The sequence below is a fragment of the Salinivibrio sp. MA607 genome, assembly GCF_001996245.1.
Lineage (GTDB): Bacteria > Pseudomonadota > Gammaproteobacteria > Enterobacterales > Vibrionaceae > Salinivibrio > Salinivibrio costicola.
The window spans coordinates 110,626-124,509 of sequence record NZ_MUFJ01000002.1 but is presented as its reverse complement, the minus strand read 5'-3'; the positions used below and the strand labels follow the sequence as shown (position 1 = coordinate 124,509).

Genomic DNA, 13,884 nt, shown 5'->3' with positions numbered 1-13,884 from the left:
TTACTGTATCCGCTCGGCAGGCAGATTGGAATATAAGCAGTGCCGCTCGTTAGCATGTGTTTTCGCGTAATACATGGCCGCATCGGCTTGATTCATCATTTGTTGCAACTCCAATCCGTCGGTAGGAAAGCAACTGACGCCAATACTACTCACCAGTGATAACTCTGCTTTCTCGGTTAATATAGGTGCATGGACATCATCTTGAATACGGCGAATAACTTCATTCAATGCATCTTTATCTGTCAAAAGATCCAACCACACGATAAATTCGTCACCGCCTAAACGCCCGACTAAATCAGAACGACGGACGGCGTGCTTTAGACGTTGGCTCACAACCCTGAGCAACTCATCCCCGACCCCGTGGCCGTAGGTATCATTGACTTGTTTAAAGTTATTCAAGTCGATAAACAGTAACGCAGCATTCGTTTGTGCTCGGTTGGCCCGCATCAAAGCCACATCGACATGCGATTCAAACGCACGTCGGTTAAATAAACCTGTTAATTCATCATGCTCCGCTAAAAATTTAAGCTGGTGTTGTTGCTCGCGAAGCTGTTGTGTTTGCCGTGCGACTTCTTCACTCAGTTGGTTTTTATCCACCATGGTATGGCTAAGCGCATGCTTCATTTCATTGACATGATCCGCCAGTTCGGTCAGTTCATCTTTATCGGTCATGATTAATTCAGTGGTTAAATCACCTTTTTTAATCTGAGTAACCGTGCTGTGTAATGTTTTTAAGCGTTGTCTTAAACGTCGTCGTAAACGGGTCGCAAAAATCGTTACTAATAAGGCCAACAGCACCAAAATACCACCATGGACAACAAGCAACATTTTCTGCTGTTTAGATGCATCATGCATCGCTTGCTGACGCACAGAAAATGCCGCCTCGCTCATGGCTTGTAGTAAAATATTAAATCGTGAAAAAAGCATCAGCCGCCCTTCATCAACGCTCTGCTCCCGACCAAATTGGTCTGTTGTGGTATCCAGCAAACGGTCAATACTGTCCGCTGCTTGCGTCATAGACTGCACTGACTGGGGAGGAATCGCATGCTGGTCACTGGATAGCTGAGCCCGCAACGCATTGGTTGATTGATATACATCTTGGCGGGTTTGCGCACTGGGGTATTGACGATATAGCCACAAACGACCGCGTAAACTGTCGATTTGAGAATGCACCGCAACAATTCTATCTAAGCGTACTTGCGTCTGACTTTGTTTCTGAAAAAGCTCTACCGTGATCAATAGTGTTACCAGCGTCAATGCCGCACATGCGTAAACAACGATGTTTAACTTCTGACCGATTTTCATTCTAATAGGCTCACTTTTTGAGTTGCTTCAACCAAGGGGCCAGGGTTAAGTAAATGACGATACGATGGTGTTGGTCCCGTAACCAATCCCGCGCGTTGCGCCCACCGAGCTTGGTTTTTTAAACGCAACAGTAAAGAGTCGTTTAACGACAGGCGAAATAAATAGTCCTGCCAAAGCCAGCCGAGCTTGTCGTCGGACATTGAAAGATACGCAGCGACCTGGGCTTTCGCTTGCTCAGGCCGTTGATGAATAACATCTACCGCTTCATCCAAGGCTCGAATGACGCGACGCATATCTTGGTGCTGCTTTTTCGCAACTAAACGATCACTTACCAATAAAAAAGATAAGCTATGTAAGCCTTTACTATCGAGTGCTTGTACTGACTCATGGGCTCGTTTTACTAGTTGATAGCCGTAAGGTTCCCAAATAGCAATCGCATCAACTTCATTGTCGAGCAGTGCCGACGGCAACGCCTCAGGCGAGTAATAAACCTTCTCTATTGTCTCAGTTGGCATATCATACAGCTGGAGCAATGAGTCGAAGAAGTACTCACTCGCGCTTGACGCGACCACTCCAACACGTGCGCTCCGAAGCGCATCAGGGAGCGAGTGACCAATTGCACGATGGATAGACCACAGTTTCACATCATTGTCTGACTCAACAAAGCTAGTCAGAATGTTAAAATCCTCTCTTTCAAAGCTATTAAACATCGCCACTGTTTCTGACGTCGTGGCTAAGTCCGCCTCTCCCGCAACCAGTGCTTGAAAACTTTTCACTCCGCCATGAACCGGTTTTAGCGTCATGTCTATGCCATGTTTTTTAAATAAACCTTGTTCTTTGGCAACGATAATAGGCGCTGACAACGGCGTTAATGAAACCGCAATCGTCAATGGTGACAATGAGGTAGACGCGGGTAAACGTAGGTGCTGCCAGACACTAAAACCTGCCAGTGCAGCGAATATCATCGTCATCAGTGCCAATCCGCGTTTCATGACGCTACCTCTTTACTAGAACTGATCAAAGTGTAGACAAATGAGCAGGCAATGCATGGGTAATTTTCTAGTCAGGGTGTCGATAATAAAATGGACGCCGACGCGGAAACCGGAGAGAAAAGCTGCATTTCCCCCCAACCAGCGTTATCATTTCGCCACGTTTTTTCATCACCGCGGTAAGCCATAATGACATCGACTCCTTTTCATGCTGTTCATGACAGCAAAAGCCGTCTTGCCTATCTCACCTCTCATCTAAAAACGGATGTGCCCCGTGCCGTCAGCGACGCATTGCGTGAAGATTTAGGGGGCGATCTTGACGCGCGTAAAGATATTACCGCCAGCCTGATTCCGGCCGATTCGGTGTCGACCGCGGTACTGATTACGCGTGAAGATGGCGTATTTTGTGGCCAAGATTATGCTAACGAAGTATTCAAACAACTGGGTGGCGAGGTCTCCTTAACCTGGCATGTGACCGATGGCGACGCGATCACTGCCAATCAAACCTTGTGCACCTTAAAAGGACCGTCACGCGTGTTATTAACGGGTGAGCGCAATGCGATGAACTTTATCCAGACCTTGTCAGGCTGCGCCAGTAAAACGGCAACTTATGTGGCACAGTTACAAGGGACGGAGACCAAGCTATTGGATACCCGCAAAACCGTGCCAGGCCAGCGTAGTGCACTCAAATATGCAGTCGCTTGTGGTGGCGGACACAATCACCGTATTGGTGTGTTCGATGCGTATCTCATTAAAGAAAACCACATTCTTGCCTGCGGCGGGATTGCCAATGCGGTGCAAGAGGCTCGTCGTCTGAATCCAGATAAACCGGTGGAAGTAGAGACAGAAAATCTGGATGAGCTAAAACAAGCCATTGAGGCCGGCGCCGACATTGTGATGTTAGATAATTTTAGCGTGCCGATGATGCGCGAAGCGGTTGCACTCAACCAAGGCCGTGTGGCGCTTGAAGTCTCGGGCAATGTCACCTTGGATACTCTGTCTGAATACGCGTCCACAGGCGTAGATTATATTTCCGTGGGCGCGCTTACCAAGCACGTGACCGCGCTCGATTTATCCATGCGTTTTCAATAACACGTACTTTCAATAACACGTACGCTCACCCAGAGTCGACCAGGCCGCCCACGATGGGCGGCCTTTTTATCGCGCTTTCGTGACAAAAAATTTGTGGTGAGTCGAACACTACAACAGAAAAAACAAAATCTTACATCCAGCTTTTACCCTTCACTCTCAAACTCATGTTGCCCCTCTTTTTTGTGCCACGCTCACAAGCGTAAAGTCGCTGCACTCGCGGCCACCGCGTTGGCGGCCGACCATCATTGAGAGGAGAGACATAAGATGCAAAAGCAACAAGGGTTTAGTTTGATTGAGTTACTCGTGGTCATTGGCATTATTGGCGCCCTGACTGCCATCGCCATTCCGCAATACCAAAAGTATCAAGATAAAGCCAAAGTTACTGCCGCAATTGCCACATTAACCAATATGCGCTCGGTCATCGAAGCGTCGATAATGGAAGAAGGCAAGTTCCCTGAGAACTCAGACACGATCGAGATAAATGGCGAATCAAAAACGATCGAAGAGGCCCTAGGCATCCCCGACAATGTCAAACTCGAAAGAGATAGTGAAGTCGAGGGCAAACTATCCATCAGCGTTGAGGGGCTCCCGGGTGACGATGGCAGCGATAAAGTTGTTCTAAAACGTAATGAGTTCGGTGGATGGTCTTGCACGCACCCCGCTAAACTCGATGTCAATGGTTGCGAAAAAGAAGAAGGCAGCGGCGGAAACGCCTAACCCGCTGTATTAAATATATCTAGCATAATTTTTACTCGCACCAACAATGATCCCAACTGCTCAGTTGTATCAAGCCGGCTTATTGACCGATGCCCAGCGCCATGCGTTGGGCATTGGCGATGGCACAACGCTTAGCGTCTCCCGTTTACTCAATGCCGGGGTTGACCCCACCGCGCTCGCCCACACCCTCGCGAGTCAGCATCACCTGCCTTTTTCGGAAAGCCATCAGTATCCGTTTAAAGCTACCTGCTATGCCCTCGACCGGCGCGATTTGATTCAGCGCCATCAAGTGTTGCCGCTTGCCCAGCAAGGCAAAGAGCTACTGCTTGGCGTCAGTGACCCAGATAACACAGAGGCGGTGGCTGATTTTCGCTTTTCAACCGGACTCAATGTCYGTTTGGTGGTGTTAAGCCAGCCGGATTTAGACGCAGCGCTGCGCCATTTATACGGCGCAGATATTGAGGGCACCGGCGATGGCATCACCATCAGTGATCAGGATTTAGCGGCCCTGACCGTCACCGATAGTCCGCAAGAAGATAGCGCGGAACTGCAAAGCGATCAGGCACCCATTAGCCGCTATATCCAGCAAATATTAGTTGATGCGGTACGAAAAAAAGCGTCCGACGTGCATTTTGAACCGTTTGAGGATCACTTCCAAATACGGTTTCGCCAAGACGGTTTACTGCAAACCTATGCCCATCCGCCCGCGGGCGTCTCGCGGCGGTTATCCACGCGACTCAAGATCCTAGCTCAACTCAATATTGCCGAACGACGCTTACCGCAAGATGGGCGAATCAAATTGACCCTTACTGCCGAGCATACGGTCGATATGCGGGTATCGACCTTACCAACGGTCTGGGGTGAAAAAGTGGTGGTTCGCTTATTGAATAATGGTCAGCAGCAACTGACGCTGCATGATTTAGGCTTAACCGAGTGGCAGCGCCAGCACTATCAAGCAGCGCTCGATCAACCACAAGGAATGATTTTATTCACCGGGCCAACCGGGAGCGGTAAAACTGTCTCATTATACAGCGGTTTGCACTATCTCAATCAGCCGCAGCGCAATATTGCCACCGTTGAAGATCCGGTCGAGATCCAGCTTAATGGGATCAACCAAGTTAATGTTAATACGCGGATCGGACTCGATTTTGCGACCGCACTCCGTGCCTTTTTACGCCAAGATCCCGACGTAGTCATGGTGGGAGAAGTACGCGATACCGACACCGCAGAGATCAGTATTAAAGCCGCACAAACTGGCCATTTGGTGCTCTCTACCTTACATACCAACTCAGCCGCAGAGAGCATCACGCGTTTAGCACATATGGGGATCGCGCCATACAACCTCGCCAGCTCATTGACCTTGGTAGTGGCGCAAAGGCTGGTGCGCCGGCTCTGTCCCGTCTGTAAGCAGCCTCACCCGCGTGATGACCCAAGCTTGACCCAGCTGATGCGCCTTTATCCGCGCTGCGACCCCACTCAAATCTATCAAGCCAATCCTCGCGGCTGTTACCGCTGTGACCAAGGTTATCAAGGTCGAACTGGCATTTATGAGGTGCTGCCTATCGACGACACCATTACTGACGCGATTTATCGCCATGCCAGTGCTAGCGAGCTCACCCAACTCGCTTGCCAACAAGGCATGTGGCGGCTGGCAGAGTCCGGCATTGCCAAACTCAATCAAGGGATCACCAGTGTGCAAGAACTCAGTCGCGTGATCCAACTGGCATAAGGAATGATCATGGCCAAGCAAACGTTATTCGTCTTTCATTGGCGTCAAGCCGTGCCGTTTGGGCGACACCAGAAAGGCCAAGTATTTGCGTATTCTGAGCACGATGCCCGCCAGCAACTCGCCGGCCAAGCTATCTTGCCAACACGCTTAATACGTCGACGCCTTTCTAGCTGGCAACAACGCCAGCACAAAGCCAAAGCGGCCGATATTACCCAGTTTTCACGCGAACTCACTACCTTGTTAGAGTCTGGCATCCCGATTGTTCAGGCACTCAACCTGATAGAAGAGAATCAAGTCAAAGCAGAAATGCGCTTAGTGGTTCGCTACCTTCGTCAACAACTAGAAGCTGGCACCAGCTTAAGCACGGCCTTGGCGCAAGCCAGCCCCCTATTTGATCGCTTTTACTGTGATCTGGTCGCCACCGGCGAACAAACCGGTCAACTTCCTTTGGTATTTGCTCGCCTTGCACTATATCGGGAAAAACAAGCCTTGCTGCGCAGTAAGGTGATGAAAGCCATGATTTATCCCACCATCGTCGTCAGTGTTGCGCTCGGTGTTAGCACTTACTTACTTTTGTTCGTGATCCCAAAATTTAAGCAGATTTTTGACTCTTTTGGGGCGCCCCTACCATGGCTCACACGGCAAGTGCTGGCATTGTCTGATTGGATGACCACCCATGCGCCAACCATTGCCGCTATCTTGATTGTCCTGATGTTATCGCATAAATGGCTACAACGGCATCGCCCGCGCTATCGGTACCACTATCACCGCTGGCTACTTAAACTGCCTATCATCGGTGAGGTGCTGAGCAAAGCCTGTATCGCGAAGTTTTCCCGCACACTGGCCACAACCTTTAGCGCTGGGATCCCACTGATCTCCGGACTTAAATCGGCAACCAATATTCTCACCAACGACTATTATGCACACGGACTCATTCGAGTGTCTGCACACACAGCTACCGGGATCCCGCTCTATCAAGCGTTACGTGAAAGTGGCCGTTTTCCCAATATGATGACGCAAATGATCATGATTGGTGAAGAGTCTGGCGCATTAGACACCATGCTTAATCGGGTGGCAGTGATTTACGAGGAAGAGGTTGATAACACCGTCGATAATCTGGGTAAGATCATTGAGCCACTGCTGATTTTAGTACTCGGATTACTCATTGGTGGCTTGGTGGTTGCCATGTACCTTCCTATTTTTAATCTGATGTCCGTTCTCGGCTAAGCCAAGATAGAGTCTCGATACGTAACGCGCTATGATTCGCGCACAACAAGCAACAAGTAATAAGCAGGTGTCATGTTGGTGTTCTCCTCCCCGTTTTTTATCGTGATAGCCGGCCTGCTGGGTCTGGTTTTTGGCAGCTTTTTAAACGTGGTGATCGCCCGTTTACCGACAATGATGGAACGCCAGTGGCGCCAAGAATGCCGGCTTAGCTTTCCTGACGCCAATATCGATGCGCCAGACGACACGCGCTTTGATTTAAGCTTACCCGCTTCGCATTGCCCACATTGCCACACAGCGATTGCTTGGTACGACAATATCCCGCTGATTAGCTGGCTCGCGTTAAAAGGCCACTGCCGGCATTGTCAAACCCGGATCAGTAAGCGGTATCCGTTAATTGAGCTGATGGGCGCCCTCGTCTGCATACTGCCCGCTTGGCTGATCACCTCACCTGGGTGGGCCATCGCAGTGATGGGCGCAAGCCTGACATTACTTGCGCTGACGATGATCGACTGGGACACCATGCTGCTCCCCGATCAAATCACGTTGCCGCTTCTTTGGGCCGGGATCGCACTCGCACTCATCGGCGTCAGCCCAGTATCATTGGCAGACAGCGTAACAGGCGCCATGATTGGCTACCTCAGCCTTTGGAGCTTATTTTGGACATTCAAACTGATCACTGGCAAAGAAGGCATGGGCTACGGTGATTTTAAGCTTTTTGCTGCCTTGGGCGCTTGGGTGGGCTGGCAAGCGTTACCCCTGTTAATTTTAATGGCCTCCATGAGCGGGGCCGTTGTCGGCGCGCTATGGCTTCGTTCTCAGCGGCAAGGTATGCAACATGCGTTTGCCTTTGGCCCTTTCATTGCCACGGCTGGCTGGCTAAATCTGCTTTGGGGCGATAGCCTGTTACACTGGTATCTGTCACACATTTTAGGAGTCATCTAATGGCATGGGTAGTCGGATTAACCGGCGGGATTGGTAGCGGTAAAACCACAGTAGCGGACCGGTTTGCCGCAAAAGGGATCGATATTGTCGATGCTGACGTGATTGCACGTGAGGTAGTAAAACCTGGCAGCCAAGGGCTGGATGCGATTGTGGCGCGCTTTGGTGCGTCGGCATTAAATCATGATGGTAGCCTGGCGCGGGCGTGGCTTCGTGAGCGTGTATTTAGCCAACCAGACGACAAGCAATGGCTTGACGATTTACTCCACCCGTTGATTCGTACCCGCATGATTCAAGCTTGCGCCGAGGCGCAATCTCAGTATTGTTTGCTTGTCGTGCCCTTATTAGTAGAAAATAACCTGATGACATTAGCCGATCGCATCCTTGTGGTGGATGTTGACCCGGCCACCCAGATAACCCGAACCTTGGCGCGCGATCAGGTCAGCCAACAACAAGTTCAGGCAATCTTGGCCGCGCAAGCCAGTCGTCAACAACGCCTCGACGTGGCTGATGACGTGATCGACAATACCCACACGGAGGCGGAACTTGATCGACAAGTTGATGCCTTACACCACACGTATTTAACCTTGGCAACCCAGGCAAACGCCGGTGTATAGCCGGACAGGATAGCTCAACGCTTATGACCAGCCTCACTGTGTATGAACACCCACTCAATGAACAGGTGCGTATTTATTTGCGCCTGGAGTACCTGCTCGACCAACTGGACGAAGTGAGCGGCCTTTCAGCACCCTGCCACCATATTCAATTTTTCCGCAGTTTATTCGATTTATTGGAAATTTTAGAGCAGGTGCAAGTAAAAGCAGACTTAGCCAAGGATTTGGATAAACTGAAGAAAAAGCTCAACGCATGGGCAAACGTACCGCAAGTGGATCAAACCCAGCTGAATCAGCTACTCGATCAGGTGGCCGCGCACCAACGTTCGGTGCTCCAGGCCAAACGCTTTGGTCAGCCACTGCGGGAAGATCGCTTCTTAACCAGCATCAAGCAACGCTTCTCGATTCCCGGAGGCAGTTGCAGTTTTGATTTACCCGTTTTCCATTATTGGTTGCATCAGCCGCTCGCGGCCCGGCAAAATGCGATTCAAACTTGGATGGCTACCCTATCGCCGCTGCGTGATGCACTCGCTTTTTGGCTGCAACTAACACGCGAAAGCGCACACGGTGGCACCGCAACAGTAAAACAAGGGTTTTATCAACAAGAAGCCGATGGCGCTTGTTTAATTCGGCTAAAACTGGCACCGGATCTGGGCGTGTATCCTTTGGTATCAGGCCATAAAAACCGCTTCGCCATCCGGTTTATGCCATTTGACGATGATCATGAGGTCGCCGACAATATGCCTGTTCATATCAGTGTCTGTTAAGGAGAAGTACGTGAGTAATACCCCCACTGTGGTGAAATGCCCGACCTGTCAACAGCCTGTGGTTTGGGGAGAGGTGAGTCCACACCGTCCATTTTGTAGTAAACGCTGTCAACTGATCGATTTAGGCGAGTGGGCCAGTGAAGAAAAAGCCATCCCCGGTGCACCTGATATCTCGGATGATGACTTGTGGTCAGAAGAGCAGCCCGACTGAGCAGGCTGCATTCACTTCACTGAGCAGGCTGCGCTCACTTCGCGTAGCAAACTGTATTAACACAATATCGAGCGTCCTTCGCCCCGCTCGCGTGTTAGTCTTGGTGTTAGTGCTAGTGCTAGTGCTAGTGCTAGTGCTAGTGCAACCGAGTCAAAATCGGGCGTGAATTTTCTCAAGTACGGCGTCATTCGCGTCTGGAAACGTATAGTTATCCAGCTCAGCGATAGGCGCCCAACCCCCCTCTTGGCCTTCACAACCAGCCGGCTCACCATCAAAACGACACACTAAGAAAAAATCTAAGCTCAAGGCTTTGTCTGGAAAATCAAAGTCTAACGAAATAAACGGACTGACCTCGGTGGCATCAATACCCACTTCTTCTTTGAGTTCACGGAGCAGAGCGCGTTTAGGCGTTTCACTGCCTTCAATTTTCCCGCCCGGAAACTCCCACTTTCCTCCTTGGTGGGCCTGATCGTGACGACGTGTAATAAACACCTGATCTTGTGCCGAATTGACAATAATGCCCGCGGCAATACTTACCCGTTTCATGCACTCTCCTAATAATAAAAAAAAGGCCGCGAAAACGGCCTTTTTGCTAACACAGGGTCAGGGGCTAGATTCTACCGTGACACTGTTTAAATTTCTTCCCTGATCCGCAAGGACAAGGCTCGTTTCGGCCAACTTTTCGCCCATCACGTACCACGGTTTCGTTGCCGCTGTCGTCACGTTCAGCGCTTTCACCATCATCAAACTGGTTTTCAGCCTGTGCATGATTAACCTGTTGCTGACGCGCCGCTTTCTCAGCACGTGCTTGACGTTCAGCTTCCATGCGCTCAACGTCGTCAGGCTGTTGAACCCGAACACGACTCAAAGCAGTCACGACATCGGTTTTTAATGCATCTAACATGCCTTCAAACAGCTCAAACGACTCGCGCTTATACTCTTGTTTCGGGTTTTTCTGGGCATAGCCACGCAAATGAATGCCTTGACGCAGATGATCCATCGCCGCCAAGTGCTCTTTCCAAAGGGTGTCGAGCGTTTGTAGCATGACCGCCTTTTCAAAGTTACGCAGCGTTTCCGCGCCAACGGCTTCTTCTTTACCTTTGTACACCTCAATTAAGGCAGTCAGAATACGTTCACGCAGCAACTCTTCGTAGAGCTTGTCATCTTCATCCAACCATTGTTGAATCGGCAGCTCGATATCAAAATCGGCTTTCAAGCGCTTCTCAAGCCCAGCAATATCCCACATTTCTTCTAACGACTGTGGCGGGATATATTGGTTAACAATGGTATTAACCACGTCTTCGCGGTTGTGCTCAATCATCTCACTGATGTCATTTGAGACGAGCAATGCATCACGCAATTCATAAACCACTTTACGCTGATCGTTGGCGACGTCATCGAACTCAAGCAGCTGCTTACGAATATCAAAGTTACGGCCTTCAACTTTGCGCTGCGCATTCTCAATGGCTTTGTTAACCCAGGGGTGTTCAATCGCTTCCCCTTCAGCCATCCCGAGGCGCTTCATCATATTGGACACCTTCTCTGATGCAAAAATGCGCATCAGTGAGTCGTCCATGGATAGATAAAAACGGGTTGAGCCCGGATCACCTTGACGTCCAGCACGACCACGTAATTGGTTATCAATACGACGCGATTCGTGACGTTCGGTACCAATGATGTGTAAGCCGCCGGCTTCGACCACTTGGTCGTGCAGCTGTTGCCATTTTTCTTTCGCCGCTTCCACTTGGGCATCGGTGGGGTTTTCGACATCACCGAGAACCTGTTTCCAGCTTCCGCCCAGAACAATATCCGTACCACGGCCCGCCATGTTGGTCGCAATGGTGACTGCGCCTGGATAACCGGCTTGCTCCACAATATCCGCTTCGTGCGCGTGGAACTTCGCATTCAGTACCTGGTGCTTAATGCCATCTTTGTTAAGCGCATCAGACAACAGCTCAGACTTTTCAATCGATACCGTGCCCACCAATACAGGCTGACCGGCTTTTGCACGTGCTTTGATGTCTTCAGCAATCGCGACAAACTTTTCTTTCTCGGTCATATAAACCTGATCCGCATGGTCTTTTCGCACCATCGGACGGTTGGTGGGGATCACAACGGTATCGAGTCCATAAATCGACTGGAACTCGAACGCTTCGGTATCAGCGGTCCCGGTCATGCCTGAGAGTTTGTCATACAAACGGAAGAAGTTTTGGAAGGTAATCGAGGCCAGCGTTTGGTTCTCGTTTTGGATTTTCACCCCTTCCTTGGCTTCTACGGCTTGGTGTAAGCCTTCAGACCAGCGACGACCTGGCATAGTACGGCCAGTGTGCTCATCAACAATAATGATCTCGTCGTCTTTAATGATGTAGTCAACATCACGCTCAAACAAAACATGCGCGCGCAGGGCGGCATTAATGTGATGGATAAGGCTGATGTTGGCGGGCGAATAAAGGGTATCATCCTCTCCCATCAAGCCGTTTTTCTTCAGCAAGTCTTCAACAAACTCTTGACCGTTTTCGGTCATGTAAACCTGCTTCGCCTTTTCATCGACCGTGAAATGGCCATCACCTTGATAATCTTCGGTGTCTTCTTCTGCTTGCTGCTTTAAGCTCGGAATCAAGGCATTAATGCGCTGATACATTTCGGAGCTATCTTCTGCCGGCCCCGAGATAATTAATGGCGTTCGCGCTTCATCAATTAAGATGGAATCGACCTCATCGACGATAGAGAAGTAGCGATCACGCTGAACGCGGTCTTCGGCGCGAAACGCCATATTGTCACGCAAATAATCAAAACCGAATTCGTTATTGGTGCCGTACAGCACATCGCACGCATAGGCGGCTTTTTTCGCTTCCGGCGGCATATTCGGTACATTGATGCCAACCGTCATCCCTAGAAACTCAAACAAAGGACGGTTGGTTTCAGCATCACGCTCGGCCAAGTAATCATTGACGGTGATAATGTGAACCGACTTGCCGGTTAACGCGTTCAGGTAGGAAGGCAGGGTCGCCGTGAGCGTTTTACCCTCACCGGTACGCATCTCGGCAATTTTGCCGTTATGCAGCACAATGCCACCAATCATCTGCACATCAAAATGGCGCAGACCGAAGACACGCTTCGAGGCTTCTCGTACTGTTGCAAAGGCTTCTGGAATAAGCTCATCCAGTTCAGCGCCTTGATCTAGGCGCTCGCGGAACTCAACGGTTTTAGCTTTTAGCGCATCGTCGTTCAACGCTTCAAATTGGGGTTCGAGTTTGTTGATTTCATCAACAACTTTTCGCAGCCGACGCAAGGTGCGGTCATTTCGGCTTCCGATAACTTTAGTCAGGACTTTCGATAACATGGCGTTGCCGGTACTCTTTTTAATGGTCTTCCCACATGGGCGGCCGCTACACTGCCACTCTGTTGGCGTGTTTCAGTTCAACGCGGGTTGGCTTAAGCTCATCGATTCAACATGAGATAACAAGGCTTATCTCTTTTAAGTGGAGCCAAATCGGACAGAATTCAAGGGCGATCACGCCGCTTCACAACAATTTCCACGTAACTGATAATGTGATAGACGGAAGGGGAAAAGGTTCTCCCTTATCGCCGTACCCATGCGACACTTACCTGTGAATGATTCGCGCACTGTATATTGTACTCCCCCAGCAATCCCTAATTGATCAAATGGGTTAGCTTACATGCTGGGGTCACGCATGTATGATAAGGTAAAATAGTCTCACATCCTATGACAAATCTAGGACTCAAGGGATCAATTAGCGAAAATTAGACGCTGTGCGCCCGTTCCCACACCGAATTGATGACAAAAAAGGCAGTTATTGTGCTATGAGAGACCATCGTCCTCGCTCAACGCTACACCTGCTAGAGAGCGACTCCAACAACATTGCCCAACGGGCGGTCGAGCTTGCCAAGCTAAACAAGCTGATCTTAGCATTGTTGCCCGGTGAAACCTCAAAGGCATGTCGCGTTGCCAATTATCGTGATGGGGTCTTAGTGATTGAAGTAGGTAGCGCCGCTTGGGCCATGCGGCTTAACTATGAGCGTCAGCACCTGCTCTCGGTGTTACGCACCAAAGGCCTCGCGAGCTTGACGACCATTGAGGTGAATATTAATCCAGCATTAGCCGCCGCGGACAGAACAGACCACGAGAAGGCCCCTTCTCGTCATCTTAGCCAAGCCTCTGGCGAGTTGCTTCGCGCGTTAGGGGAAGGCGCTTCCCCAACATTAAAAGCACGATTTGAAGCATTAGCTAACCTGGCCCATGATCAAAAAAAGCCAGAGTAAACTCCGGCTT

General features: G+C 50.1%; 13 protein-coding genes. 9 read left to right on the top strand and 4 right to left on the bottom strand.

The features are described from left to right. Together BZG81_RS01775 and BZG81_RS01770 are read right to left on the bottom strand one after the other, a co-directional pair. A complete protein-coding gene (locus BZG81_RS01775) occupies positions 1 to 1,305 on the bottom strand; it encodes a diguanylate cyclase domain-containing protein (protein ID WP_077676608.1) in 1,305 nt (434 codons plus the stop codon). Next, entirely contained in the window at positions 1,302 to 2,297 is a 996-nt protein-coding gene (locus BZG81_RS01770) for an ABC transporter substrate-binding protein (protein WP_021022601.1), read from the bottom strand. The genes BZG81_RS01775 and BZG81_RS01770 overlap by 4 nt, the downstream gene beginning before the upstream one ends. A gap of 186 nt (positions 2,298 to 2,483) precedes the next feature. On the opposite strand from BZG81_RS01770, the gene nadC reads away from it, so the two are divergent. The 8 genes from nadC (at position 2,484) to yacG (ending at position 9,590) form a co-directional block, all read left to right on the top strand. Next, on the top strand, positions 2,484 to 3,386 hold the full coding sequence (gene nadC / locus BZG81_RS01765; RefSeq protein ID WP_077676607.1) for a carboxylating nicotinate-nucleotide diphosphorylase: 903 nt from the start codon (positions 2,484 to 2,486) through the stop codon (positions 3,384 to 3,386). A gap of 264 nt (positions 3,387 to 3,650) precedes the next feature. After that, a complete protein-coding gene (locus BZG81_RS01760; protein ID WP_077669168.1) occupies positions 3,651 to 4,103 on the top strand; it encodes a prepilin-type N-terminal cleavage/methylation domain-containing protein in 453 nt (150 codons plus the stop codon). 46 nt (positions 4,104 to 4,149) lie between these two features. Then, entirely contained in the window at positions 4,150 to 5,832 is a 1,683-nt protein-coding gene (locus BZG81_RS01755) for a GspE/PulE family protein (RefSeq protein ID WP_077676606.1), read from the top strand. 3 nt (positions 5,833 to 5,835) lie between these two features. Further along, positions 5,836 to 7,059, top strand: a complete 1,224-nt coding sequence (locus BZG81_RS01750) for a type II secretion system F family protein (RefSeq protein ID WP_025744298.1) — start codon at positions 5,836 to 5,838, stop codon at positions 7,057 to 7,059. Between the two features lie 72 nt (positions 7,060 to 7,131). Next, positions 7,132 to 8,001, top strand: a complete 870-nt coding sequence (locus BZG81_RS01745; protein WP_021022607.1) for a prepilin peptidase — start codon at positions 7,132 to 7,134, stop codon at positions 7,999 to 8,001. Further along, a complete protein-coding gene (gene coaE, locus BZG81_RS01740; RefSeq protein ID WP_021022608.1) occupies positions 8,001 to 8,615 on the top strand; it encodes a dephospho-CoA kinase in 615 nt (204 codons plus the stop codon). Before BZG81_RS01745 ends, coaE begins: the two co-directional genes overlap by 1 nt. A 23-nt stretch (positions 8,616 to 8,638) precedes the next feature. Then, positions 8,639 to 9,379, top strand: a complete 741-nt coding sequence (gene zapD / locus BZG81_RS01735; RefSeq protein ID WP_021022609.1) for a cell division protein ZapD — start codon at positions 8,639 to 8,641, stop codon at positions 9,377 to 9,379. Between the two features lie 10 nt (positions 9,380 to 9,389). Next, on the top strand, positions 9,390 to 9,590 hold the full coding sequence (yacG, locus tag BZG81_RS01730; protein ID WP_021022610.1) for a DNA gyrase inhibitor YacG: 201 nt from the start codon (positions 9,390 to 9,392) through the stop codon (positions 9,588 to 9,590). 150 nt (positions 9,591 to 9,740) lie between these two features. Here yacG and mutT read toward each other — a convergent pair whose 3' ends face one another. Next, positions 9,741 to 10,136 carry an 8-oxo-dGTP diphosphatase MutT gene (mutT, locus tag BZG81_RS01725; RefSeq protein WP_077676605.1) on the bottom strand — a complete coding sequence of 132 codons (396 nt, stop codon included), beginning with the start codon at positions 10,134 to 10,136 and terminating at the stop codon, positions 9,741 to 9,743. Positions 10,137 to 10,200: 64 nt separating this feature from the next. Then, positions 10,201 to 12,933 carry a preprotein translocase subunit SecA gene (secA, locus tag BZG81_RS01720; protein ID WP_077676604.1) on the bottom strand — a complete coding sequence of 911 codons (2,733 nt, stop codon included), beginning with the start codon at positions 12,931 to 12,933 and terminating at the stop codon, positions 10,201 to 10,203. Positions 12,934 to 13,415: 482 nt separating this feature from the next. Here secA and BZG81_RS01715 point away from each other — a divergent pair, with 482 nt between their 5' ends. Next, positions 13,416 to 13,874: a DUF721 domain-containing protein gene (locus tag BZG81_RS01715; RefSeq protein ID WP_021022613.1), complete on the top strand. Its 459-nt coding sequence runs from the start codon at positions 13,416 to 13,418 to the stop codon at positions 13,872 to 13,874. Positions 13,875 to 13,884: the final 10 nt, after the last annotated feature.